Here is a 26,252-nt window from a genome sequence, read left to right on the forward strand (position 1 = left end):
AAATCATGGCGATTAAACATTACAAGCCAACTACCAATGGTCGTCGTAACATGTCTAGTCTCGATTATAGTGCTAACTTAAGTGGGCACAAACCAGAAAAGTCATTATTAGTAATTTTGAAAAAAAATTCAGGTCGTAACAACCAAGGAAAAATTACAGTAAGACACCATGGTGGTCGGGTAAAGAGATTTTACAGAATCGTTGATTTTAAAAGGAATAAAGACAACATTCCTGCTGTAGTTAAATCAATCGAATACGATCCAAACCGTTCAGCAAACATTTGTTTATTAGCATATGCTGATGGTGAAAAAAGATATATTCTTGCACCACAAGGAATTAAAGTGGGACAAGTTGTGGTTTCAGGACCAAATGCTGATATTTTAGTAGGTAACGCATTACCATTAGCAAACATTCCTGAAGGTACAACAATCCACAACATTGAAATGCAACCAGGAGCTGGTGGACAAATTGCTCGTTCAGCAGGTACTAGTGCACAACTTTTAGGTAAAGATGAAGACGGGAAATATGTTGTTTTACGTCTTAAATCAGGTGAAACTCGTCGTATTTTAGCACGTTGCCGTGCAACAATTGGTAGCGTTGGAAACGAAGAACACTTATTAGTAAACTTAGGTAAAGCAGGACGTAACCGTCACTTAGGTGTTCGTCCTACAGTTAGAGGTTCTGTAATGAACCCTGTAGATCACCCACATGGTGGTGGTGAAGGTAAACAACCAGTTGGACGTAAAGCTCCGCTTACTCCTTGAGGTAAAAAAGCTCTTGGTGTGAAAACTAGAAAAACTAAAAAAGCTTCAAACAAATTGATTTTAAGAAGAAGAAAGGATGCTAAATAATGGCACGTAGTCTTAAAAAAGGTCCATTTGCTGACGAGCATTTACTTAAAAAAGTAGCTGCAATCGAAGAAGGCAAAGCTGCGAAAAAACCAATTAAAACTTGATCAAGACGTTCAACAATTTTCCCACACTTTGTTGGTTTAACCTTTCAAGTTCACAATGGTAACAAGTTTATTGATGTATATGTAACAGATGACATGGTTGGTCACAAATTAGGAGAATTTGCTCCTACAAGAACCTTCTCAGGTCATGGTGCTGACAAAGGTAAAAAATAGTTATGGCTCAACAAGCAAAAGCATTAGTTAAAACACAAAGAATTAGTGCACGTAAAGCTAGATTAGTTGCAGATCTTTTTAGAGGAAAAGATGTGCGTGTAGCTTTAGGTATTCTTCACAACACAAACAAAAAAGCATCAGAATTATTTATTACATTATTAAACTCAGCAGTTGCAAATGCAACTAACAACCACGGCATGGACGCCTCAAAATTATTTGTTAAAGAAGTTTTAGTTAATGAAGGTCCAACACTTAAAAGATATCAACCTCGTTCACAAGGTAGAGCATATTCAATTTTAAAACGTACAAGCCATTTATCAATTACATTAGAAGAAAGAGCATAGGTGAATTATGGGACAAAAAGTTAATCCAAATGGATTTAGATATGGTGTAACCAAAGCACACAACACTGAATGATATGCTTCAAAAGCAAACTTTGGTGCTTACTTAGTACAAGATGCTAAAATTTACAAATTCTTCGATAAATTAGTACGTAAATACCAAATTGGACAAGTTGAAATTAAACGTAATACCTTAGGAAAAGTAATAGTTTTAGTTCACACAGCCACACCTGCTAAATTTTTAGGTGAAAATGGTCAAAACATTAAAGCCTTAAGTTTACAATTGCACAAATACCTAGAAGATAAAAAAGTTAATCTTCAATTAGAAGTTGTATTATTAAAAGAACCAGCATTAAATGCTCGTTTAGCAGCTGAAGCAATCGCACAAAAATTAGAAAATCGTGAAAGCTTTAGAGTCGCACAAAAATTAATTATTAATGATGCTTTAAAAGCAGGAGCTAAAGGTATCAAAACAGCTGTATCAGGTCGTTTAAATGGTGTTGATATGGCGAGAACCGAAGGATATTCACGTGGTGAAATGAAATTACACACCCTTAGACAAGATGTTGATTTTGCTAAAGCAACAGCAAGAACAACTTATGGTGCTATTGGTGTTAAAGTGTGAATTTCTAAAGGAGAAGTTTTGGAAGGAGATAAGGAATAATGCTTCAACCAAAAAGAACAAAATACCGTAAACCTTTCTTAGTAAATCCAGATAAAAGAAAAGCACACAAAGGAAACAAAGTTTCATTCGGTGAATTCGGTTTACAAGCAGTAACTTCATCATTAATTACTGCAAGACAAATTGAGGCAGCACGTATTGCCATTACTCGTCGTATGGGTCGTGAAGGGGATGTTATTATTAGAATTTTCCCTCACTTCCAAAAAACCTCTAAACCAATCGGGGTTCGTATGGGATCAGGTAAAGGTGCTCCAGAAAAATGATATGCATCTGTAAGAGTAAACACAATGATGTTTGAAGTTGCAGGTGTTAAAGAAGAAATAGCACGTGATGCCTTAAGATTAGGTGGTCACAAATTACCAGTTAAATGAAAAATTGTAGCTAAAAGTGAACAAGATGGAGGTCAAAACTAATGCTTTACAAAGATTTAAAAGTTAAAAGTCTTGACGAACTTCAAAAATTAGTTAATGAATTAAAAGCAGAATTGTGAACTTTAAGATTTAAAAATCACACTTCAACTTTAGATCAAACACACAAAATCAAATTAGTTAGAAGAGACATTGCCAAAACTTTAACAGCAATTAAAGAAAAAACACTTGAGCAAGGAGCTAAATAATGGAAAGAAATACAAAAACCCGTAAAACTTTACAAGGTCGTGTTACTTCAACAAGAGGTGACAAAACCATTTATGTTGAAGTTGAAACTTATAGAGCTCATAAACTTTACTCAAAACGTTTCAAAACTACCAAACGTTTTGCTGTGCATGATGAATTAAATAAAGCTCAAGTTAATGATGTTGTCACAATTATGGAAACTCGTCCTTTATCAAAAACCAAACACTTCCGTTTAGTTGAAATTAAAAGCCACGCTTTAGAAAGCGAGAAATAATTTATGGTTTTAGAACTATCTAAATTAAATGTTGCTGATAACTCAGGCGCTAAAGAAGTTGGTTTAATTAGAGTTCTTGGTGGAAGCCGTAAAAAAACTGCAAACATTGGTGATGTTATTGTTTGTTCAGTGAAAAAAGCTTTACCAAATGGAATCGTAAAAGAAGGACAAGTTGTTAAAGCTGTAATTGTAAGAAGTCGTTATGGAATTAAAAGAGATAACGGTTCACACATCAAATTTGATGACAATGCTGTGGTAATTATTAAAGAAGATGGTTCACTTAGAGGAACCCGTGTGTTTGGACCTGTGGCTCGTGAATTACGTGATAGAGGTTATTTAAAAATCGTTTCATTAGCACCTGAAGTACTTTAAAAAAGTTTAATTAGAAACATTAAATTTTAATAAAGACTAAATTAAGGAGAAAAAATGAAATTCAAAAAGAATGATGAAGTTGTTGTGATTGCTGGTGCACACAAAAACAAAGTCGGAAAAATTGAAAGAATCGATCACAAAAATAACCGTGTCTATTTAAAAGACATTAACAAAGTTACAAAACACGTAAAACCTTCACAAGGTCAAGATGGTCAAATTAAACAAGTTGAAGCTCCTATTCACGCTTCAAACATTTCATTAATTATTAAAAAAGCTACAAAAACTTCTCCAGCTGTTTTCTCAAAAATTGGTTACCAAATCAAAGGTGATAAAAAAGTTAGAATAAGCCGTAGAACTAAGAAGGAATTATAATTATGAGTTTAAAAAATCATTACTTAGATAAAGTTGTACCTGCATTAAAAGAAAAATTTAACTATTCTTCAGTAATGCAAGTACCTCGTTTAGAAAAAATCGTGCTTAACATGACTGCTGGAAAAGAAGTAACCAACTCAAAAGCTATTGAAGAAGTATTAAACGAATTAACTGCTATTTCATCACAAATCCCATTTAAAACAAAAGCTAGAAAATCAAACGCTTCTTGAAAATTACGTGAAGGTATGCCAATGGGTGGAAAAGTAACTTTACGTAGAGAAAGAATGTGAGATTTCTTAGATAAATTAATTAATGTTGCAATGCCACGTATTCGTGACTTTAGAGGTGCAAATCCTAAAGCTTTCGATGGTCGTGGAAATTACTCTTTAGGAATTAAAGAAGAAATTATTTTCCCAGAAATTGAATTTGACAAAATCCGTCGTATTAAAGGTCTAGACGTACAATTAATTACTACTGCTAATAGCGATGCTGAAGCAAAAGCTCTATTAGAATTAATTGGTGTTCCATTTGCAAAAGGAGAAAAATAATCTTATGGCTAGAAAATCATTAAAAGTTAAAGCTAAAAGACATCCAAAATTCTCAACCCGTGCTTATACACGTTGTGAATTATGTGGACGTCCTCATGCAGTTTTAAGAAAATACAAAGTTTGCCGTATTTGCTTCCGTAACTTAGCTCACGAAGGTAAAATTCCTGGCATGAAGAAAGCGAGTTGATAATTATGTTTATTACAGATCCAATTTCAGATATGATCGTGCGTATTAAAAACGCAAATCAACGTAAATTTAAAACTGTAGCCATTCCTTTTTCAAATAAAAAAGCAACCATTCTAGACATTTTATTAAACGAAGGATTTATTACCTCATATTCAACTAAAGGTGAAGGAAAAGACAAAGTTTTAGAAGTAGTTTTAAAATACAAAGGAAACCAAAGAGCAATCATTGATTTCAAACGTGTTTCAAAACCAGGTTTAAGAGTTTATGCATCAGTAGATCAATTACCAACTGTGCTTTCAGGTTATGGAGTAGCTATCATTTCAACTTCTAAAGGTGTGATGACAGCCAAAGATGCACGTAAGGAAAATGTTGGCGGTGAAGTTATCGCCTACATTTGATAGGAGGTATTAAATGTCTCGTGTCGGAAACCGTGTTTTAACCATCCCTGCAAATACAAGCGTAAACTTAGAACAAACTACTTTAACAGTTAAAGGTCCATTAGGCGAATTAAGCCAAACATTCAGCAATTTAATTGCAATTAAAATCGAAAACAATCAAATTACAACTCTTCGTGCAAATGAAGAAAAACACACCAAACAATTACACGGAACAACTAATGCTTTAATTGCTAACATGCTTGAAGGAGTTTCAAAAGGCTTCAAAAAAGAATTAGTAATTAAAGGGGTTGGTTACAAAGCTACTTTAAAAGGTAGTGTGCTAGAAATTGCTGCTGGTTACAGCCACTTAGTTAATTTAGACATTCCTGCGGATGTGAAAGTTGAAGTAGCTAAACCAACAGAAGTTAGTGTTTCAGGTATTAATAAAGAAAGTGTTGGCCAATTTGCCTCACTTGTGCGTAAAGTAAGAAAACCAAATCCTTACTCAGGAAAAGGTATTGCTTACAAAGACGAAGTGATTCGTCGTAAAGAAGGAAAAACTGCTGCTAAATAGCAGATGAAAGGTTAAATTATGGCTCAATTATCTCGTAATAAAGCACGTTTGGTTAAACACTTACGTGAAAGACAAAAAATTAGTGGTACAGCTACCAAACCTCGTTTAGCAGTTTTTAAATCACACCAAAATTTCTACGCACAATTAATTGATGATACTAAAGGCCACACTTTAGCAGCTGTTTCAACCTACGAAAAAGGTAAATACAACGGAAACGTTGTAGCAGCAGCTAAAGCTGGTGAAAAAATGGCACAATTAATCAACAAATTAGGTATTAGTGAATTAGTATTTGATCGTGGTGGTTACATTTACCACGGCCGTGTAAAAGCGTTTGCAGAAGCAGTTAGAGAACACGCTAAAGGAGTAAAATTCTAATGGCAGAACAAAAAGAATTCAAAGCAGCAGCTACTAAAGAAGTAGTTAATAAAGCTGCAAATAAAGCTAGAGATAACAAAAAAGTTGAAAGTGGTGAAAAAGCTGCTTTTGCTGAAAAAAGAGTAAATCGTGGTCCTAGACGTGAAGGTAAAACTAAAGGTGAAAGAGGTCCTAGATTCGAAAAACAAGATAACGAATTTAGTGAAAAAGTTGTTAACATTAGTCGTGTAACTAAAGTTGTTAAAGGTGGTAGAAGATTTAGCTTCTCAGCTTTCGTTGTAGTTGGAGATAAAAAAGGACGTGTTGGTTTTGGACATGGTAAAGCTAACGAAGTTCCAGATTCAATTAAGAAAGCTATTAAAGATGCTAAAAACAACCTTGTAACTGTTCCAGTTTACAAAAATACTACTGTTCCTCACCAAGTAGAAGCTAAATTCTTAGCTTCAAAAGTAATGTTAAAACCTGCTCCAAAAGGAAAAGGAATCGTTGCTTCAGGAACAGTGCGTGCTGTTGTAGAATTAGCTGGTTATACAGATATTTACACCAAAACTTATGGTTCACGTTCAAAAGCTAATATTGTTAGAGCAACACTTAAAGCTTTAGCTGCTTTAAGAACACCTGACCAAATTGCCCAAATTAGAGACAAAAAAGTTGAGGATTTATTATAATTAATCAACACCACTTGATTAGTTAACTCAATTTTTAAAGGAATAATTATGCAAGAAATTAAATTACACAATTTAAAACCTACTCCAGGCTCAAGACCAGAAAAACACCGTGTTGGTAGAGGTCATGCTGCTGGTAAAGGTAAACAAGCTGGTAAAGGTCAATCAGGTCAAAATAAACGTCACGGTCACAGATTAGGTTTTGAAGGTGGTCAAACACCATGATTTAGAAGAATTGGTAAAAGAGGATTTACAAACGTAAATCACATTGAATACCAAGTTGTTAATTTAGCTGATTTAGAAAGAGTTTTCGAAAATGGTCAAAATGTTGACCTTGAAGCATTATTTGCTGCAAACTTAATTAAAAGAACCTTACCTGTTAAATTATTAGGTAATGGAACCTTAACTAAAAAACTTAATGTTACTTTACATGATGCTTCAAAAAACGCAATTGCTGCTTTAGAAGCAAATGGTGGAAAATTCGAATATCTTTAATTCATATTAATAATCAACATAGGTTTAGACCTATGTTTTTTTATAAAATTCACTTTACTTGAATTTATAAATTTTGTCAAAAAAAGAATTCAAAAATTATATAGTAGGAATAAAAAAACGAAAGAAATAGCATTTTTCGCCTATTTTTTTCGTTTTTTTTTTTTTTTTTATCATTGTAATGGAAATATAAAAATTTCCCTAAGGAGGTAAATTTATTAAAACAAAAAGATATTTACAAATTCAAAATTTATTTAAATCTAAAATTTTTTATATTTACTTCTTTTTCTTTCTTTTTACTACTTTTTTATCTCTTTATTCTTTAAGCGATTTAAAGTGAGTTTGAGAAAGTGGCAAAACTTATGAAAAAGTTTTAGGTGCTACAAGTGGTTTTTCTGCCTTTTTTGGTATTTATTCAACTTTAATGTTTTATAAACGTAATTCAAATGCATTTTGAAGTGGAATAGTACATGCCTTATTTTTTGGCGCCTATAGTTTATCAGTGAATTTAACAGGTGATTTCTTGGTAACAACACTTTGTTTTATTCCTTCTTTTGCCTTTATGTGATGAGCATGAAAATTTGGAAGAAATGTTAAAACAATTAATATTTCACTTTATACATTTATTTTTTTCACATTTCTTTTTATAGGGTGCTTTATCTTCTTTTGATACGTAACGCCTTTAATTAATGCTGGATGGGCCAAAATTGTTAATTCACACACAGCACATTATGGAGAAAATTTTAAATTTTATTGAGCAGCAAGAATTTTAGATACTTACATTAATGCAATTAGCGTAGTTTCATGTTTAATGATGATTTTAGGCTTTAAACAAGCATGGATTAGTTGAATAAGTAAAAATATAGCTGCAATTTTACTTTTTAGTGGAATAGGTTTTATCAATGTTTCAGTAATTTTGATTAATGTTTTTTATTCAGTAATTTCAATTTGAATTTTCTATAAATCACTGAAATTACCTAAACCACTCCGAATTGCATTTATTGGTCCTGGAGCCACAGGCAAAACAACCATTTTGGACTTAATTAAAGCAGAATTAGAAAAAAATAACATTAAGTATAAATTGTATGATGAACATAGTTATTTAAATCCCGAATTAGAATTGACTTTTAATGACTATATGAAAGATATGAAAAAGAATGCTTATCATTTTCAAAAAATAATTTTTAAAGATCGTAAAAAAGCTCAATATGATGCACAAGTTTTAGCTATTAATGAGTTAAATAATGACGAAAAGATTTCACAGTTAATAATTTTTGATAGATATACAATTGATGATTTTCTTTATTCCGATTTACATATCAAATTAGCTAATTTCAATAAATGACAAACATTTAAATGAAAAATTATCAAAGTTTTAACTTGAATTCGATTAATGGGCCTGGAAAAATTGGATTACGTTTTTATTATTAACGCCAATTATCAATTAATTCAAAAATTTAGACAAAAAAGATCTGAAGAAAATGAATCAATACGTTCTGGAGAAGTAGCAATAGAAAATGAAATATTTTTCCAAGAAGTAAGCAAGGAATATGCAAAAGAGCAAAACACCTATAAAAAAGCTTTAAAGAAATTTAGTAAAAATTATTTAGAAATATGAAATGAAGAAAATAAACAAGAACAAAAAGCAAAAGACATAATACAAATTCTAGACAATATTTTAAAAACAAAGGAGAAAAAAACATGCAAATTAACAGAGACAAAGCTTTAGCTTTATGAGAAAAACATTATGGTTATAGAACAGAAGCAAAGGATTTTGCTGGTAGAATAATGTACAAAAGCGCTTATGGAAATCAAGATTCAGATTATGGTTGAAATATTCACCATATATTTCCAGTTGCTAAAGGAGGGACTAACATTGAACATAATTTAGTTTGTGCAAACATAGAAACCAACTGAGAAGCAGGGGATAAAATTAATTTTTGAGCTAATGGTCGTTTATTTAGTGTGCAAAAAGTTGAAGCAATAAATGGTAGAAAAGCATACGAAATTTTTGAATTAGAAAACTAAAAAGACATATAAAATTATTACATTGAAAAATTAATTATTCACATTTTTATGTTAAATGAAAATAAATAACTATAATGATTTTAGAATTTAGATATCAATTTTTTTAACTAATATAATTATAAATAAGAAATATATGGCTAAAGAATTTAACTATTTCAGTAAAGATAATCATCAGTCAGTAGCAGGAAAATATAGTATTTTTGGAACTTTGAAATTAGTAAAAAGTAAAAAAAAATAATGGTTTTACTTACTATTTTTTTGGGTTTTACTGGCGTTCAGTGGTTTTATATTGGTAGAAAACTTTTTGGATTCATTAGATTATCAATTTCATTAATTGCCATAATTCTTACAATTATTTTGGTAGCTGGTATGTTTTTAGATAAACATGATTATTCAGAAAATTCTATTAATGAAAATTCCTAGTTTATCATATACATTTGTATATATAGTATGTCCATTTTTGTATTAGTTATCGCTACTTTAATAGAAATAATTTACATTATTTTTTCAAAAAGAATAAAAACTAATCATGATATTTCAATTCATTAATTATTATTAGACTTAATCATTCTTTATTTATAAATTGATGTTAAATGCAATGCAAATAAATTTAAAGATCAAAATATGTTGCGAAATCAAGTGTTTCAAAGCACTTGATTTTTTTATAGGATCGTATAAAACGGAACATTATTTTTTTGACGAATAATTCTTATTTTAAGTTAATTTAGTAAAATTTTTGATTGAAATATTTTTTGAATATTATCGATTCTTATCTTTCATATAGTTAAGTTAGTATTAATGATTTTTTCTGATAGATTTAATATTAAATTTGAAAAAACATTTTAATAATTTTAGTGATTAAAATTTATAAACTATAAAAGTAAATTTCATTGATTTTTTAAAAATGCATATTGTCATATATATTTTTATAATCAAATTTAATATAATTTTTATATCGATTATTTCGTTTTTAAAATAACTAAAAAAGGAAAAAATGGGAAATTCTTTTGATAATTTAAACAACAATATCCAACCTTCAATGGAAAATAATAATGATAATTTTTCAAGACAACCACAACCAAGAAAAACTAAAAATACTATATTATTACTTACTTGAATAATAGGTTTTACTGGCGTGCAATGATTTTATATTGGTAAAAAATTATTAGGCTTTATTAGACTTACCATTTCAGTGGTTATAATTGCGATTGTAATAACTATGTATGTAGTTTACATTAATAAAATAACTCACATCTCTGAAAAATCTTATAGAGACATTTTAAGTTATTTAAACTATCTTTGAGTCGCTTCTGGTTTTATTGGCGCGTTAGTGGTTATTCAAATCACTGAACTAATTTATATTGCTATTTCTAAAAATTTAAAAACTAAAGATGGAACACCAATTTATTAATAAAATTTAAACGTAGCGTAAGTTGCGTTTTTATTTTTCTTATTTCACTATTTTTACTAATATAAGCAAAAATAAAACAAAAAAACATATCAATTATTTAACTCTAAGATTAAACTGATATGTTTTTAGTTTTTATTGACGCAATAGAAATTGCATTTTGCATAAATTCTTTAACTTTTAGTTATCTAAGTCTCTAATTCAATAAGGCACAGCAATTGTTGGATCATACGCATTGAATTTCATAATATTTGAAGCAAGAGAATTTTTGTTGGCTAAATCTAAAACATTTTCGCCTTCTTCAAGTATCCCAAAGTAATTAACTCCGGGCCTTAATCCATATCATGAAACTAAGGCAGAAAGTGGTCTTCCAGAATTGATTGCTGCAACATAATTGCCATCAGCATCTAAAACACCAGTTCCTGAATTACCAGCATTAAAGTAAATTGGAGTTAAATAACCATCTTTTCTTGTAAAACTTTCATTGACTGAACCCTTACCACTCCGATTAACAATATAACCGCCTTGTTTTCCATATGGTCATCCATTGAATATTTCTCCAGTTGTATATGAACCATTTTTACTAAGAGTGCTTCATTGATAATCTTTAGTAATTGAATTAAGTTTTAAATTAGGTAAATTAAATCAATTTTTGTATCACTGTGCAGTTTCTATTTTACCTGCTTTAGTGGCATTTTGAATAATTGGATTTATGTCAACAATGAAAACAGTAATATCTAAAAATTGTGCACTATTGCCAGAATTATCAAGTTGATTTTTACCGGTTCAAACAGGGATAATTTGTGTCTTTTCAACATATAAACCACCTCAGTATCCTGGTCCATTATCAACATTATTGCCAATGTTGTATCCTGCTCTAGTGAAAGTAGTATTTTGAACTTCGACACTGGTTGTTGGATCTGGTACATTACGCATTCCTACTACGTGATTATTGGTAATAGCATAAAATCTACCATCATTTGGATCATCATTTACTTTACCTAACATAGTTGCTGACCCACGGTTCATAGCAAAGGTTCTTGCCATAACTTCTTTGACTTTTGGATGGTTATATTTTAAATTCATAAAAGTATTGCTTAATTTATAACCTTCATGTCATTTTCACTTAATCATTTGATTTGGATCATATTTGAATAAATCTTCATCTTCATAAGTTTCATTATAAAGAATAATTGGTTGATTTTCTGGAGTATAGTCCATTTTGGTGTAGTTATAAGTATTGGTTTGTTTAGAATTGAAAACTTCATTTGCAATATCGTTTTCATATTCAATTTCAACTCTTGCACCATTTTTGTCGAAATACATAGCTTTTTCAGGCAAGAATTCATTTCAATGTTTATTAACTTCATCCTGTTGCCGGAACTTATCAAATAAAACACTATTAATGTTTTTATCTACAATTTGATAACTGCCTTCGTCTCTTAATTCAAAATTGAACATAATACCTTCACTAGTTAAAGTAAATGTAGCATGATATGGTATTTCAATTGGTCCATAGTTTTTTGAAAAAACACTTTCAGTTTTATCATAAATGTCAATATGACCTTTTGCTTTAAGTTCTTGATAGTCAATTGTAAAATTAAGTCCTTGATCAAGATTTAAAATCCGTTCATATCTTTGTTCATTAATCACAATACTATTGGCACTAAAGTGAAAGTTTATTTTAGGATCTCTAATTCCTTCTCTGTCTAATTGACTTGTGAAATAGTCTTTTTTGAACAATCAAGTCATAGCACGATTATTTGCTGCTTTTTCAATTTGAATATCTTTATAGTTCATTTCAATATAACGTTTTCTTAAAACGCTACCATTAGTTTGATCATTCAAAAAGACTTTAGTTAAGCCATAATAACTATTTAAATTACTGTAAAGTACGTTTCTACTACTTGTATCTTTTCTTGGTTCGCTTGGATTTGTTTTAAAACCATTAATTTTATATCAAGTGCTTCCTTGAATTGTTTTTGTAATTTGTTGAGTGTAGCGATCTTTTTCTTGATATTTGAATCTAATGTAAGCAGTACCTTCTTGATCATTAGCTAATTTAACTTCAGCTATTTTAAAGTTGTTTTTATTAAATAAAGTATCGTCATATGTTAAATTATCTCTAATAGTGAAGTAATCAACAATTGGTGCGTTGTTTTGATTTGCTTGCTTAATTTGTTCAGCAAAATCACTCGCAGTAATTTGCGAAATTTTAGGCCCAATTCCATATGTTTCTTCTTTTACAATATCCTGCGGTGTAATTGAATTAAGTGCAGCTTCAGGAGCTATTAGATCAATATAATCATTTTTTAAATTAATTAATCTAATAAGATTTGCTTCATCTGTTCTTGTCAGTCATCTTTCGTTTGGATTATTTTTATTAATAAAACCAAGAGAAAAAGCTAAACGTTGTCTTTTACGATAATCTGTATCAGGAAGACGTTTAACTCTTGGATCGACTTGTACATTAAAGTAATAAATGTAGTAATCACGAGCAAGTTCATTAACATTTACTGCGGATTCGCTAACACCATCGTAAATTTTTGTTGGATCTGCTGGAGTAACATTTTCTCCACTTTCGGCATCAGCGTTATCAAAGTTACCAAAACCTTCATTATTTGAAGTTGAACTACTTGATGCTCCAGTGAATTTGAATAAATAATTTAATTTGTCAAAAGCTTTTTGTTCAATGATTTTATATGGATCAACAAGTTTCATATTACCTTGACCATAGTTATATTCAAAGTCAGTTCCATTAATTTGAGCAATTTTATCTTTAATTGCTTGTGAAGGTTGACTATAACCATTGCCAAAGAAATCCTCCGCAGTAAATCATTCACCATTACGTGGTTTGTAATCATCCTTAGTTGCTAGTTTAAAGAAGTTAACTCTTAATTTATTGGTAGTTAAATTAGAATTAACTACTTCATTTCCTTTATAAAGAGTAAATCTAAGATCTGCTCAACCATCTTTATCGCTAGCATAACTATCATCTGGCCTTTTTAAGCTTTGAGGGATTAAACCAATTCTATATTCACCTTGTGAAGGAAGAGTATAAAGATTTTCAAACTCACTTCAAGCTTGTGAAGCAAGAATGTTATTATGAGTTTTATTTGAGTTTTTTACAGTTGAATTAGCAAAAATTTTACCCATATCATTACTTTTAATTATTGAAATTAATTTATTAACTTCACTCTCTGGATCTCAGTTAGCTGCTCTTCAAACAAAGAAGAAAGTTTCACTTTGGTTTGTAATTTTATTTGTTCCTTGAACTCTAAATCTTAGAACATTTTTATCAGCAAAATATTCGTAAATATTAGGATTAAGTTTATTATTGTAATCAACAACTTCAATTGATTCAAAATTATCAAATTTAATGTATTTATTAATGATTCTACTTAATATTCTTCTTTTGGCTTTAATACGATTAGGCGGTGCAATATTGTTTCTAAATTGTTCAAAGAAATTAATTAATTTATTCACATCTTGATCCGGAATACCTTCTTCAGATTTGATTTTTTGTGCTTCTTCTTTAATTAGTTGATGAAGACTAGTAGTTAAAGGTTGCTGATAATAGTTAGTTGTTTTATAAGCCTCTGTATAAGTGTAATTTTGCGCGTCAACATATGCGCGTCCATTGCTTTGACTTAAAGATAAAGTTTTTACAACATTATCTTGTAATAAGAAATTAACATTAGCGCTTAAATGAGGAACAACATACTCGTAGTCATTTCTTTCATTGAAAAAGTCGATATATTGTCTAGTTTCAGTTGAATTTTGTGTTGTTAAAGTATCGAAATCTAATTTATAGTTAAAGAATCTTTGAACCTTATTAAATTTTGGTTTAAAAATTAAATTTTGTAACTTTTCATTTGCTTTAATTTGTTCTAGTGAATATTGATATAATGCATAAAAATCAATATCAAAAAGTTGTTCAATTTTTGTATATTGAATTTTGTCAATAAGATCTATAAAACTGTTAGTAAAGTCAAAATTTTTAAATGTATTAACAACAACTCCATCTCTTGAAGCTTGATAATTAACTTTCAATTTTAAAGGATTATCTTTATCTAAAATAAAATCTGTAAGTTGTATATTTACATTTTCAAGTGCTGGTTCATTAAAGTAATATTTGAAATTATCTGCATTAATACTTGTAGCAAAAAGTCTTATATTTGGATTAGAAGCTAATTCAGTTTTTAAATCAGGATTGTAATTTTCATTAACATATCTTAATAATTTTGCCTCTTCATCACTTTTAAAACCTATAATAGTTGTAGTTTTAGTTGAACTTTCAATAGTTTCACTAGCAAATCTTGGATTAGTACTTTTAATTGCATATTCTAGAGAAACTTCACCATTAACTGAATCTGCAGAAACAATACGAACCTTAGTTAAAATTTCATTACTTGTTGAATTCATTAAAGTAAATTCATTTTCTTGCGCTTGCGAAGCAGTAGTTTCTTCCTTATTAGGATAATTTAATTCTCAAGAAGTTGAATTTAATCTATTTAATTCGGCGCTTTTGGCTTGTTCATAGGTTAAAAAGTCATTAATGGTTGTTTGGGCGATTAAAGATGATTGAATATTATTAAAAATTGTTTGATCTTTTAAACTTTGTAATTTATAAGCAAGTAAAAGAGTTCCATCTTGATTATTTTTATTCTTGATTTCTGTAATGATAATTTTTGCTAAATGGCTTTCATCAGGTTGAATAATTTGAATTTGATCATCATTAACTTCACTTGGTAGAGTTTGATTTTTAACAATATTACCTACATTAAAGTTTTGTGAAAAAGCATTAGATTCAACTAATGAATTTAAACGAGAAATTTCTTTTTCTCTCATTTTTCTATATGAGTTAAATCCATCTAAGTTAATTGTTTTTGTTTGACTTATAACGTCAGTTAAATTTAAACGAGTTGATTGATATTTAAAAGAAACTGTTAATGTCCCATCTTCATTACTAATATTAGATTTTGAAACTTCAATAACTTTTGTCATTGCATCTGAATTAGCAAAAGTAAATGTTAAATTATTTACATTAATTTCAGAAGGCAAGGTGTTTTCTTTATTTTCATAATTAACAGAAGCAATTTCTAAAGCATTTAATCTTGTGAGTTCAGTTGTAAAACCTGAAATATTAATTTGTTTGCTTTCGCTATAAACATTTTCACTTTCAACAACTGATTTAAGTCTATAAGAAAGAGTTAATGTACCATTTCTATCATTTTTGTTAGCAATGTTTAAATCTACTATTTCGGCATTATTGATTGTATCTTCTATTTTTAAAGTTACATAGTTGCTTAGATTGTTGCTTTCAATTAAGCTTGGCAGAATTCTATTATTTTTAACTTCTTCACTAGCTGCTAATTGATTTAATCTAGCAATTTCTTTATTTTTTGCTTCGCTTTGATTACTAGGTTGAGGATTGTTTTCTTGTTTAGTTTTAAATCCTTCTATAATTAAACTTTTTTCAACAGAAACATCCCGATTTAAAATAGAATCGGTATATTTTAAGTTAACGATTACTTCGATTTTTCCTTCTTCTTTATTAGAAGTCAAATTCACTTTGTTTATAGTTAAATTAGGAAATTCATTATTAACAGAATCATTATTTAATGAAATATTTACATTGTCTAAAAGTGCATCATTTGCAAAGACATTTTCTTTATTTTCATATGAACTATTTAACTGTAAAGCGAGCAATTTATTTTTTTGACCATTAATATATTCTTCTTGAGTACCCTTTTTAAAACCGTTAATTATAACCGTTTTAAATTGTCCCAAAATGTCCTTTTTATCATTGTTTTTGGCACTTAATCTATATTGAATTTCAACATTTCCTTCTTCTTCATTCCTTTTAAGAATTGTTAAATCTATAACAGTAACATTATTTAGGTTGTTTTGCTCAACTTCCTTAATAATTTTTTCTAGTACAATGTTTTCTACAAATGTTTTTTCTTTATTAAGATAATCGAATGAAACATTCAAATTATTCAAAGTATCTGTTATTTTTTGATCAGAATCAGTTGTATTTTTTTTCGAATTACCTGCTAAACCACCGGCAACACCTGCAGCTGTTCCAATAGCAAGTAAACTAGCAAGAGAAATAATTGTGATTTTTTTACTTTTCTTCATAAAACTCCTTTATTTTTTGACTTTAATATTATTAATAATATTAAATATAAAAGATAAGAAAAAATAAAATTAAAAAATTTTAAAAAACAAACCTAGAAAAGTTATTTACAATCTTGTCAAATTGTAAATTTAAAAATTTTTTATTTTGCTTTTTTTATCAATAAAAAAATACCGAAACATCATTTTTATAGGAATTTAAGGAAAAAAGCTGTTTTTTAAAAAAATAATAAAAAAAGCAGCTCCCTATTTTCACATCTCTGCTATCGTCGGCACTAAGGGGCTTAACTACTGAGTTCGGAATGGGATCAGGTGGACACCCTTGCTATAACCACTTGTGAAATAATAATACAATAAAATAAAAAAAGAAAAAGCATTTTTTTACTTTTTCTTAGTTGTTTCAATAAATTTATTCATCATTTTGAACTTTTAACTCAAAATTATCATTTTTAATTTGAACAATTCCTTTTTCACGTTGTTCAAACATTTCTTTAGTGATATAGGTGTTATTTTTCATTTCAATATTTTCAAGAGACAGTTTATATTTTTTATCAACAAAAATAAAATAATGTCATTTAGAAATTTCAATTACTTCAGGAACAAATTCATTTCAAGTTTTAGTATCATAAAAAAGATATGCTTTGCTTTGTTTTAAAACTAATTGAACAAAAACGCTAGCAGGAGCTAAATTTCGAGAATAAGTAAATTCTAGAACATCATATTTATTAAAATCAATATTTTCATTTCCTCATTTAATAAAGTCATCAAATCAGTCTTTTAATTCTTTCTTTTTTTCTTCTTGAAATAACTCACTTTTTTCTTTTAAATAATTTAAGAAAAGATCTTTATTTTTATAAATTTCAAGTGATTTTTGTTCTTTATAATTTTCTGGAGTATAGTTAAGGTTTTCTTCAAATGAAACAATTGCTTTGTTAAAATAATTAGGAATTTTTAAATCAATTGCTGCAGTAACATTTGGATTTTTACTCTCTCTACTTGTTTCTTTATATTTAGAAGTACTATAATCAAAATCGATTAAAGAAGTTTGTTTTTCTTTTTGGCAAGAAACCGCTAATAAAGAAACAAAAGACATTGCACTAACAAAAGAAAACATGAATTTTATTTTTTTACTCATAATTTTTTAACACAGATATTGCAATATTTTCATTTGGATTGTTTTCAATATCAAAACCATATCTACGAGTTTCTATTGTATATCTGTATTCTCCATCGTATTCTGTATTTTTATAAAAAATTGATTCAATAGTTGTATCTTCTCCAACAGATTGACCGACTATTTCTCACTCTCCATTTTTATTTTTTCTTTCTAATCATAAATCGTAGTTAGATAAATAATGTTTATCATCAATTGTATAATCATCTAGATATTCATCTTCTAAATAATGATGAGGTGAAGAATAACGAAATTTTAATGAATGATATGCATCAAAGGCTAAAGCAATTTTAATTGTTTCACCTTTTTTTATAGTAAATATATCACTTTTAATTTGATCATTTTGATCTGAAAAATCATATCCTGAATAAAATTTTAGACTTTTTCCTGCCTCAATAATTTTTTCATAGTTAGGTAATCCCGCACCAACTTCATTACTTAAATTATTTCTTAGCATAAAATCAGAGTTGTTTTTATCATATTTTTTTAAGCTTGAAGCAACTACTAAAGAAGCTTTAAATGCTGAAATTCATTGATTGTCTCTAATTTTGTTTTGAAATTCTTTAAAATTTCTAAATAAATATGCCATACCAGTTACAATTGGAGTAGCAAAACTTGTTCCTTTCATAGGTTTATTGTAAAAAACTGTTTCATCATTCATAGTTTTTACAAGATAATTTTCTCCAGGAGTTACAACAGTGGGCGCCGGAAAATCAGAATATTCATCATATTTATTATATTGACTAAATCAACTTCTTTTTCATTTGTCATTTTGAATTTTTAATGAACCAACAATCACTGAATTATTAGCATATTTACTATATTTTATTTTTCTAGTCTCATCATTTCCGGTTCCTAAAATATTTAAAATATTGTATTTATTTGCAATCATATCCAAATATTTAGGATATTGAAGAAATTCCTCTTTATCTTTGGACTTAGATTTTTTGTCTTTTTCATCTTCATATAAATTTTGTTTATCATAAAGAACTGCATAACTATGATTAATCACTTTAATTCCATTTGAAACAAAACTATCTATTAATTTATATCATTTTTGTCATTCAGAATATTTCTTTCCTTTAAGAAATCCATAATATAAATTTGAATTTTTTGCAATTCCTGCTTTACTAGATGCAATTGCAGCAACTAAGCTAGCATGTGAATTATAATCATGGGAATTTAATTTTTCTTTAGTAATAGAAATGTCAAATATATTATCTTCATTTCACCAATTCGAAGTAAAATAGGGAACACCAATATTATCTATTGATTTTTCGCCTACTGGTTCAATAACGCCAATTTTATTTTTTAAATATTTATTTCATTCTTTTTCTGTATTTATTGTTTTTCATAAGTTAACAAATTCAAATTGTTCTTTGAAAGTATCCTCTTTTGGTGTTGCATTTCATTCTCTTTCTCTTTCTTCTTCCTCTTCAATCATTTCTCTGAGAATGTCTTCGCTGCTTTTATAAAATTCACTTTGATAAGTTACAGGATTGTTAATAGCTGTTTTTTGAATAACAATATTTTTAATTCATTTGAATTTTGAAAGTTCTAAAATCTTTCTTTTTTGATCTTGATTAAAATATTCAATTCATATGTATGGCGCAGATTTTATGTAATCGAATCCTAAATATTTAATATTCAATATTTCGTTGAGTTTCTCTATGTATGATTTATTCCAATTTTCATAATTTTTGAGTTTATTATCAATTTTCAAAGGAACATTTAAAACAATCATTATCTTATTTGATTCAATAATTTTTGTATTTTCTGAATTTTTTCTTGATAAACGAGCATCAAAAATTTCTTCAGTTATTTTTTTATTATTATTGTTTTCAGTATCATAATCATTTTTAAAAGTTGCACTTAAAAATGAAAAAGGGATTGCAATAGTTGAAAGTATTAATTCGTTTTTTAATAATTTTTTTATATTCATTTTTCCTTCTTTCTCTTAAAAAAACAAAAGAACTAAAGAACAAAATTTGTTCTTTAGTTCCGAAACAATGTTATTTTTTGTCTTGATTTCATATTTAAATTTTAAAGTAAAAATTATAAATATTTTGTTTAGTTAAGAATCTTATAAAAAAATATGAAAATTTTCATAAATTGCAACAAAAAAGTATTTTTCAATTTTTCTTTTGTTGTAATAGTAATTTAAATTAATTTATATCATATACCTTGCATTTAATGAAAATATTACTGAAAACAATACTACAAGAATAATGACTAATACTATAAATATAGGGATTCCGATTAAAAATGCCTTTTTTTGTTTTGGAGTTAATTTAACTCTTTTTTGAACTCTTAAATTTGAACCAACAATAATTTCAGGTTGAACAACTGCAGGAGAATACTTGTACGCTAATTCTTTAGCAATAAATTGTGTTCTAGAAGAAAAATTAGCTGGAGTAGTTAAACCTATAACTAAATATTTATCATTAGAGTTAATAATTTCAATTAATTGCTGTGTTGATGGTTCTGTTCCATGTTCTTCTATATACTTAGTTTTTAAAATTTGAATAAATTCACTGTAATTAATCAAATGTTTATTTTCTTCTATATTTTTTAAAATTTTAATTGGAACATATTTATAAAATTCATAACCTCCTTTTTTAAAAGTTTTTGCATCTTCAGAAATATTGTTTAAAAATTTATTAATAATTGCATTTTCATCGTTAATAATTGAAGCATTTAATTCTAGATTAGTAGCTATCATGTATTGACTTGTCAAATTATCATGATATAAACTTCATTTAGTAGGATTATCAGCAATATCTAAATACTCTTCTCCTGTAAAAGGAGAAGCATATGATGTTTCACTTAAAAAGTTATAATCTCCATATTCATCAAAAACAACAAAAATTTCTGTTTTATTAAAATTAATCATTTTTTTCTCCTAATAATATTTTTAACGGAATATTATTCCATGGGCAAGACCAATAAAAATTGCTGGAAGAACAACACCAAATAAAACTAAAATAACAATAACAATAATTAAAATTTTTTTACTTTTTGAGTTTGATTTTGAATTTCATTTTTGCAATTTTTTTTGTTTTTGTAAAGATATTTTTTTACTTTCTGCAGTGTTATTTTTATTTGTTTTAATGTTAGATAGTAACTTTTCATTAAGCGCTACAGAAGATTTATCATCGTGTTTTTCTGATTTTGAAGGCAGTGGATTATCGGCATTACAAAAACTACAAATTTGACTATAAGCACTTAAACTTGCTCCACAACCAATGCATTCTCTTTTATTCATTGTTTCCTTTCTTTAAAGTGCTAAAATCTTCATTTATTTCTCTTATTGAAATTGATTTAGCTTTAGTTAATTTATCAGTTTTGATCATTTTATTATTTAATCTAAGATAAAGAGATGTTAAAGTTGTTATCAAAATAATAATTAATATAAAGTAGATAAAAAATATTCCAATTTTTAATTCCTGTTTTAAATTGTTTATACCAAGATAAATTAACCTTGTAACTAGTGGCATTAATAAACTGCTTAATGCCAATGCGCCTAATGCAAGATAAGTTCCTTTTGCTCTTTGTTTAATAACAAGATAAACAACAACAAAAATAAAATAAGCAAAACCAACTAATTTAGTTAGTAAATAAAGCCCTAAGTAAGTATTATCTGTATAAAATGGTCATTTAGTAATTATTGAAGGAATAATTATTGCAATAATCATTAAGAGAGTTGAAATAGTTAATAAAATTCAATTTAATTTATTTTTTTCCATATTATTCCATTCCCTTACCACAGTTTGAACAGAATCTGCCAATGACTTCAATGTTACAATTTGTACAGATTTTTTTCATTAAGTTTCCGCAATTTGAACAGAATTTTGAATTAGAATCATTATTCCAATTGCACTTTAAACAAGCCTTTAAAGTATTATTTGTTGCTTGGTTATTTTTATCATTGACAAGCGAATCAACAAAGTTACCACTGCCAGATCCCATAATATTTCCAGTGGCAAAAATTGTTCCAGTTGTGCCTGTGTTTTGTGCCATTGAACTTAAAACATCATAACCCTTAACTTTTTTATAATCTTCTCCCAATAAAGAAAGTTCTGATTTTTTCTCTAAAATTCTATTGATTTTCTCTTTATCTTCGTCAGGGATACTAATACTATCGATTGCAAATCTAACTAATTTAAATCCAAAGCTTTGTACTTCTGGGTCCATAGCTTCTTTGATTTTTTCTTGAATTTTATGTAAATTTACATTAATCTGATCATAAGAAATTTTATTTTCTTCTAAAAATTGAGCAATGATTGTTTTAATATTTTGGTTGATTCATCCTTTAAATTGACTTGAAACAAAGTTATATTCAATTACATTGTATGTAGCAAAAGAACCAACTAATTTTTCATAAAAAAATTGATAATCTTCTAGTTTAAGACCCAATTGACCTCTTGATCTAATTCTTAGAATAATTCCATAAACCGGATCACGAATTTCTAGCGGTGATTGTGTTCCTCACAGTATATCTAATTTTAAAACTGTATTAATAAAATAAATAGATATAGGATAAGCAGGTTTTTTACCATACAAAATTGTTTGAATAGTATTTAAAAATGGAAAATAATTAGTTGATAATTCATGTGTTCCTGGTTGAATTATTTCTTTAACTTGTCCATTATAAACAACAATAGCAACTTGACCAGGATTAACAATCAATTTTGAACCACTATTAAATTGTGTTTCAGGGTAGCGATAAATTAATCAATTAGGATTATATTCATTATTATCATTAGTTCATTCAATAACAGAAAGAATAGACTTTTTTTTGAACATTTTTTCCTTTCCTTAAAATTTAAAGTCAAAAAAACACACAAAAAAGAACTAAAAAGTCCCCTTTTGTGTGTTTTTTTGATTCATTATTTTTTTAAAAGTAAAATAAAATTTATTAAAAAATATTAATATATATATATATATATATTAGATATATTTAACTTTAAACACTTATTTATAGTATTTTTTTGCAACATTTTATTTCACCATGCTAATTTTACCAAAAAAGCAAAGTGACTAAAAAATAATTGAACTTAAATATTTTTTTGATTTATTAAATGTCTTAATTTGATATTTAACTTAAAAAAAACGTAACAAAATTTGTTACGTTATAAGTGTTTGTGAAAATTTATTTATTTGTTAATTCATTAAGAATATCAATTACATCATTCATTACAGTCATATAAACTGGTCCGCCACCAAAACCAATGGCGGTTGATGCAGCTTCTAAAGCTTGTTCATAAGTAGCACCTAGTTTAATTGCTTTAGTAAGGTGAGCTTTTAAACATGGTTTACATCTTTGCACAGCAGCTAAACCAACGGCAATAAATTCTTTAGTAATATCAGGTAAATGATTTGTTGAATATAAAGTTTTTGACATTTCGCCAAATGCTTTAACTACTTCAGGTTGTAATTCTTTTAAAATTTCAAAATTTGTTTTCTTTTGTGTTGACATATTTTTCTCCTTTTCGTATCTTTATTTTACTAAAAAGTTAATTTTTAAATAAAAAAATATAAAAAAATTAGCTTTTTTATTATTTTTAATTTTTTGATTAATTATTAAAAAATAAACCACCATAATTTAAGAAGTAAAATTGTCTTAAATTATGGTGGTTTAAATGGTTATTCTAATTATCTTTATAACTATTCAAAAGGATCATATTTTTTTCAATCAAAATCTTTTGCTTCAATTTGAAGAATTTTATTTTTTCTATCATTTCACATTTCTTTTGAAATATATTCAGACCCCAAAAATTCTAAATTGTCAAGATTTAAATTACGTTTTTTCTCAACAAAAATAAAATATTGGAATGTAGAAATTTCGATAACAGTAGGAACGAAATAAACAAATGGTGGATGTTCACTAAAAATTCAATAAGTTTTATCTTTATCCCAAATTAATTGAATAAAAGTTCTTGGACCAATTTGATCTGCTACAAAAAATATTTCCAAAACGTCATATTTATCAAAATCAATAGTTTTATCGTTTCAAGTTTGAAAATCATCAAATCAATTTTTTAATTTTTGCGTTTCTTCATTTTTACTATAGAATGAACTTTTTTCTTTTAAGTAAGTCAAAAACTGATCTTTTGTTTTATAAAGATTTAATTTTTTTAGATCACCATCATATTCTTTGTAAATATTTTGAATTTTTTCATAGTCATAAACTGTTCATTCTGGAGAAATAATTGCTTTCTTAGAATAATCAGGAATATCTAAATCTATTGTTGAGATAATATTTGGATCATTTGCTTCTTTCGTGACTTTTACATATTTTGAAATACTATAATCAAATTTAGATGTCTCATTTTGTTTTTCTTCTTTTGTTTCACAGGAAACTACAATTAATGGAAAAGCAAGAGATGAAAAAACAACAGAGAAAACTAACTTTATTTTTTTACTCATTTTTTAATAAAGATATTTCAATTATTCTACTCAAATTACTTTAATAATTAGAATGGATTTTTAATTCAAATTGAATATCTTAAGTTTCCTTCTTTATTTTTATTTATTGGTTATATTTTAGATTAATTTCTTTTTGATTTTTATCTAAGATAAAAAATACAAAAAAATGTGAAAATTTTCACATCTTATTATTTTTTATAAATTATCAAAAAAAGACAATAAAAAAAGCAGCTCCCTATTTTCACATCTCTGCTATCGTCGGCACTAAGGGGCTTAACTACTGAGTTCGGAATGGGATCAGGTGGACACCCTTGCTATAACCACTTGTGAAATAATAATACAATAAAAAAAATAAAAGAAAAGAATTTTTTTTAATTTTTTCTTTGTTTTTTTCTTAACTCTTCTTTGATATCAATATTGTATTTTATTCATAACTCATTTTCTAAATTACGCATAACCTTATTATTTTCAAAACGTTCATTAAAATATGAAATACTTCGATAAAGTGCGGCGAGAAAAATAAAAACAAAAGTAATACTAAGAATAATAATTAAATTTAAATTGTTGCCTAATTCAAAACCTTGAATAACTTGAAAAATAGATGAACCTGTAATAATAGCTACAATTACATAAATGAAAATTTCGATAAAACCAAAATTACGATGTCTCTTTAATTTACGATAAAGTTCAACTTTTTCACTAACTAATTGAACTTTATCTTCTTGCATTTGCAAATTTTCTCTTTCTTTAGTCTCTAAATTACTAAAGTGTTCATATCTTTTATAGAAAAATTCAAGTAAATTGTCAATTTGGCTTTCTTTTTTCATAATTTCAAAATCATCATTTAAATTATTATATTGGTCAGAAATTTCAAAGGTTTCAAGTTCAAAAACATCATTACGGTGAGTATTAAGCAATTTAGAATATTCAATTAAATTTTTATTGATGCAATTAATATATGTGCTAGCATTTTTTTCTAAAAGATTTTGATTTTGTAATTTTTTTCACCCATCTTGAATTTTGTTTCAATAACTACTTAATTCAACGAAACGATTGTCTTGATAATCAACTAAAAATGTCTTAAAAAGATAATTGTAGAAAAATATCAAATTAAGAGAATGAAGTGAGCTTTTGTGTTTACTATTATTAAAAAATCATTCATAAACCATATTGTTTTTAGAAATGGCAACATTAATGCCAGGAAATGAATTGTCAATTGATTTGATAATATCATTAGATCTATTATTTTCACTATAGAATAGATTTAAAATTTGATAATAATTAAAATTATTCATTTCCTCTTTATAAATTTCTTCATCTATTTTGATTTCTTTAATTTCTTGTTCGCTTAATCCTTTTAAGTCTTTTTTACTAGTACCTAAGTAAATAAAGGCTGCTAAACGTTCTGCATTTTTCATGTCTTTGTTTTTTTCAAAAACAAATTCTGGACTTTTAACAGCAAAAGATTTTTTAAGTAATCATCTAAAAAAATCAAAAAGAGAGTTTTCAAGTTTATTGTTAATTTCAAAAGAATATTTTTCTGTTTTTTTGTTAAATGAATTAAAACTGTTTAAAAAATGTTGAACATCAACAATTGAATAATTTTTGTTTAATTCTCTAAAGGAAAGATTAACTTTAAAAATAAAGAAATCAGCTGCTTTAATTTCTAATAAAGCTAGATGATTAATTATAAAATCAAATTTAAGTTGATCATCATAATTTTTTTCTTTTGTGCCTTTAAAAAAGACCTTAAAAGAATTTTTATTATTATCAATTTCATTAAAATATGCTGATTTAACAATTGGATTGTTATAGGTTTTAACAGAATTTTGTTTTTCTAAACTAAATAATTTATTTAAAAAAGAAGTTTTTAATTTATAACTTTCGAGATTAAAAGAAGAAGAATTATTTCAAAAAAGCTTTTCTAGAATGTTGTCGTTCTTTATTTCTTGACCCTCTTTTATATCATCTTTTTTAAGACGGCCAGATTTAATTCTGACTAAGAGATCTAAAGAAAACTCATTTATTTCTCTATTCTTTTCATTTTTATATGTTTTATTTTCCATAATACTC

The 26,252-nt window shown here is 27.2% G+C and carries 30 protein-coding genes and 2 rRNA genes; 20 read left to right on the forward strand and 12 right to left on the reverse strand.

The window, feature by feature from the left end; all coding sequences use genetic code 4:
* Positions 1-5: 5 nt before the first annotated feature.
* From rplB to EXC37_RS00840, 20 genes are all read left to right on the forward strand, one after another.
* The gene (gene rplB / locus EXC37_RS00745) at positions 6-851 is read left to right on the forward strand and encodes a 50S ribosomal protein L2 (RefSeq protein ID WP_029891958.1); all 846 of its coding nucleotides are present in this window, start codon (positions 6-8) and stop codon (positions 849-851) included.
* Positions 851-1,126, forward strand: coding sequence for a 30S ribosomal protein S19 (gene rpsS, locus EXC37_RS00750; RefSeq protein WP_006608479.1), 276 nt, complete (start codon positions 851-853; stop codon positions 1,124-1,126). The genes rplB and rpsS overlap by 1 nt, the downstream gene beginning before the upstream one ends.
* Positions 1,127-1,128: 2 nt before the next feature.
* The gene (rplV, locus tag EXC37_RS00755; protein ID WP_006608478.1) at positions 1,129-1,470 is read left to right on the forward strand and encodes a 50S ribosomal protein L22; all 342 of its coding nucleotides are present in this window, start codon (positions 1,129-1,131) and stop codon (positions 1,468-1,470) included.
* A 7-nt stretch (positions 1,471-1,477) separates the two neighbouring features.
* A complete protein-coding gene (gene rpsC, locus EXC37_RS00760; RefSeq protein WP_029891957.1) occupies positions 1,478-2,131 on the forward strand; it encodes a 30S ribosomal protein S3 in 654 nt (217 codons plus the stop codon).
* Positions 2,131-2,562, forward strand: a complete 432-nt coding sequence (rplP, locus tag EXC37_RS00765) for a 50S ribosomal protein L16 (protein WP_006608476.1) — start codon at positions 2,131-2,133, stop codon at positions 2,560-2,562. The genes rpsC and rplP overlap by 1 nt, the downstream gene beginning before the upstream one ends.
* Positions 2,562-2,765 (forward strand): 50S ribosomal protein L29, encoded by a 204-nt coding sequence (gene rpmC, locus EXC37_RS00770; protein WP_029891956.1) that lies wholly within the window; start codon positions 2,562-2,564, stop codon positions 2,763-2,765. Before rplP ends, rpmC begins: the two co-directional genes overlap by 1 nt.
* On the forward strand, positions 2,765-3,037 hold the full coding sequence (gene rpsQ, locus EXC37_RS00775; RefSeq protein WP_006608474.1) for a 30S ribosomal protein S17: 273 nt from the start codon (positions 2,765-2,767) through the stop codon (positions 3,035-3,037). Before rpmC ends, rpsQ begins: the two co-directional genes overlap by 1 nt.
* 3 nt (positions 3,038-3,040) lie before the next feature.
* The gene (gene rplN, locus EXC37_RS00780; protein WP_006608473.1) at positions 3,041-3,409 is read left to right on the forward strand and encodes a 50S ribosomal protein L14; all 369 of its coding nucleotides are present in this window, start codon (positions 3,041-3,043) and stop codon (positions 3,407-3,409) included.
* A 54-nt stretch (positions 3,410-3,463) separates the two neighbouring features.
* Positions 3,464-3,781 (forward strand): 50S ribosomal protein L24, encoded by a 318-nt coding sequence (gene rplX, locus EXC37_RS00785; protein ID WP_006608472.1) that lies wholly within the window; start codon positions 3,464-3,466, stop codon positions 3,779-3,781.
* 2 nt (positions 3,782-3,783) lie between these two features.
* Positions 3,784-4,329 carry a 50S ribosomal protein L5 gene (gene rplE / locus EXC37_RS00790; protein ID WP_029891955.1) on the forward strand — a complete coding sequence of 182 codons (546 nt, stop codon included), beginning with the start codon at positions 3,784-3,786 and terminating at the stop codon, positions 4,327-4,329.
* 4 nt (positions 4,330-4,333) lie between these two features.
* Complete coding sequence (locus EXC37_RS00795) at positions 4,334-4,519, forward strand: type Z 30S ribosomal protein S14 (protein ID WP_006608470.1); 186 nt, start codon at positions 4,334-4,336, stop codon at positions 4,517-4,519.
* A 2-nt stretch (positions 4,520-4,521) separates the two neighbouring features.
* The gene (gene rpsH, locus EXC37_RS00800) at positions 4,522-4,917 is read left to right on the forward strand and encodes a 30S ribosomal protein S8 (protein ID WP_006608469.1); all 396 of its coding nucleotides are present in this window, start codon (positions 4,522-4,524) and stop codon (positions 4,915-4,917) included.
* Between the two features lie 10 nt (positions 4,918-4,927).
* The gene (rplF, locus tag EXC37_RS00805; protein ID WP_006608468.1) at positions 4,928-5,467 is read left to right on the forward strand and encodes a 50S ribosomal protein L6; all 540 of its coding nucleotides are present in this window, start codon (positions 4,928-4,930) and stop codon (positions 5,465-5,467) included.
* Positions 5,468-5,485: 18 nt separating this feature from the next.
* A complete protein-coding gene (gene rplR / locus EXC37_RS00810; protein WP_006608467.1) occupies positions 5,486-5,842 on the forward strand; it encodes a 50S ribosomal protein L18 in 357 nt (118 codons plus the stop codon).
* Positions 5,842-6,510: a 30S ribosomal protein S5 gene (gene rpsE, locus EXC37_RS00815; RefSeq protein WP_006608466.1), complete on the forward strand. Its 669-nt coding sequence runs from the start codon at positions 5,842-5,844 to the stop codon at positions 6,508-6,510. Before rplR ends, rpsE begins: the two co-directional genes overlap by 1 nt.
* 48 nt (positions 6,511-6,558) lie before the next feature.
* Entirely contained in the window at positions 6,559-7,002 is a 444-nt protein-coding gene (rplO, locus tag EXC37_RS00820) for a 50S ribosomal protein L15 (protein ID WP_029891954.1), read from the forward strand.
* A 421-nt stretch (positions 7,003-7,423) separates the two neighbouring features.
* Positions 7,424-8,728, forward strand: a complete 1,305-nt coding sequence (locus EXC37_RS00825) for a nicotinamide mononucleotide transporter (RefSeq protein WP_029891953.1) — start codon at positions 7,424-7,426, stop codon at positions 8,726-8,728.
* Entirely contained in the window at positions 8,701-9,027 is a 327-nt protein-coding gene (locus EXC37_RS00830) for an HNH endonuclease (protein ID WP_051660711.1), read from the forward strand. The genes EXC37_RS00825 and EXC37_RS00830 overlap by 28 nt, the downstream gene beginning before the upstream one ends.
* 237 nt (positions 9,028-9,264) lie before the next feature.
* Positions 9,265-9,450, forward strand: a complete 186-nt coding sequence (locus tag EXC37_RS00835; RefSeq protein WP_029891951.1) for a hypothetical protein — start codon at positions 9,265-9,267, stop codon at positions 9,448-9,450.
* Between the two features lie 571 nt (positions 9,451-10,021).
* A complete protein-coding gene (locus EXC37_RS00840) occupies positions 10,022-10,438 on the forward strand; it encodes a hypothetical protein (RefSeq protein WP_029891950.1) in 417 nt (138 codons plus the stop codon).
* Positions 10,439-10,615: 177 nt separating this feature from the next.
* Here the strand turns inward: EXC37_RS00840 and EXC37_RS00845 are convergent, their stop codons facing one another.
* From EXC37_RS00845 to EXC37_RS00900, 12 genes are all read right to left on the reverse strand, one after another.
* The gene (locus tag EXC37_RS00845) at positions 10,616-16,579 is read right to left on the reverse strand and encodes an MGA_1079 family surface serine endopeptidase (RefSeq protein ID WP_029891949.1); all 5,964 of its coding nucleotides are present in this window, start codon (positions 16,577-16,579) and stop codon (positions 10,616-10,618) included.
* A 230-nt stretch (positions 16,580-16,809) separates the two neighbouring features.
* Positions 16,810-16,915, reverse strand: a 5S ribosomal RNA gene (gene rrf, locus EXC37_RS00850).
* Positions 16,916-16,985: 70 nt separating this feature from the next.
* Positions 16,986-17,711: a hypothetical protein gene (locus EXC37_RS00855; RefSeq protein WP_029891948.1), complete on the reverse strand. Its 726-nt coding sequence runs from the start codon at positions 17,709-17,711 to the stop codon at positions 16,986-16,988.
* Positions 17,704-19,692 (reverse strand): S8 family serine peptidase, encoded by a 1,989-nt coding sequence (locus EXC37_RS00860; RefSeq protein ID WP_029891947.1) that lies wholly within the window; start codon positions 19,690-19,692, stop codon positions 17,704-17,706. Before EXC37_RS00860 ends, EXC37_RS00855 begins: the two co-directional genes overlap by 8 nt.
* 228 nt (positions 19,693-19,920) lie before the next feature.
* The gene (locus tag EXC37_RS00865; RefSeq protein ID WP_029891946.1) at positions 19,921-20,643 is read right to left on the reverse strand and encodes a hypothetical protein; all 723 of its coding nucleotides are present in this window, start codon (positions 20,641-20,643) and stop codon (positions 19,921-19,923) included.
* Positions 20,644-20,664: 21 nt separating this feature from the next.
* A complete protein-coding gene (locus EXC37_RS00870) occupies positions 20,665-21,015 on the reverse strand; it encodes a hypothetical protein (protein ID WP_029891945.1) in 351 nt (116 codons plus the stop codon).
* Positions 21,008-21,496 carry a hypothetical protein gene (locus EXC37_RS00875; RefSeq protein ID WP_029891944.1) on the reverse strand — a complete coding sequence of 163 codons (489 nt, stop codon included), beginning with the start codon at positions 21,494-21,496 and terminating at the stop codon, positions 21,008-21,010. Before EXC37_RS00875 ends, EXC37_RS00870 begins: the two co-directional genes overlap by 8 nt.
* Position 21,497: 1 nt before the next feature.
* Positions 21,498-22,556: an SPFH domain-containing protein gene (locus EXC37_RS00880; protein WP_051660710.1), complete on the reverse strand. Its 1,059-nt coding sequence runs from the start codon at positions 22,554-22,556 to the stop codon at positions 21,498-21,500.
* A 346-nt stretch (positions 22,557-22,902) separates the two neighbouring features.
* Positions 22,903-23,229 carry a carboxymuconolactone decarboxylase family protein gene (locus EXC37_RS00885; RefSeq protein ID WP_006608455.1) on the reverse strand — a complete coding sequence of 109 codons (327 nt, stop codon included), beginning with the start codon at positions 23,227-23,229 and terminating at the stop codon, positions 22,903-22,905.
* A 188-nt stretch (positions 23,230-23,417) separates the two neighbouring features.
* Positions 23,418-24,179: a hypothetical protein gene (locus EXC37_RS00890; protein WP_029891941.1), complete on the reverse strand. Its 762-nt coding sequence runs from the start codon at positions 24,177-24,179 to the stop codon at positions 23,418-23,420.
* A 222-nt stretch (positions 24,180-24,401) separates the two neighbouring features.
* A 5S ribosomal RNA gene (gene rrf / locus EXC37_RS00895) occupies positions 24,402-24,507 on the reverse strand.
* 43 nt (positions 24,508-24,550) lie between these two features.
* A complete protein-coding gene (locus EXC37_RS00900) occupies positions 24,551-26,245 on the reverse strand; it encodes a hypothetical protein (protein WP_029891940.1) in 1,695 nt (564 codons plus the stop codon).
* Positions 26,246-26,252 lie beyond the last annotated feature (7 nt).

The organism is Mycoplasmopsis columbina, from assembly GCF_900660685.1.
Classification (GTDB): Bacteria; Bacillota_I; Bacilli_A; order Mycoplasmatales; family Metamycoplasmataceae; genus Mycoplasmopsis; species Mycoplasmopsis columbina.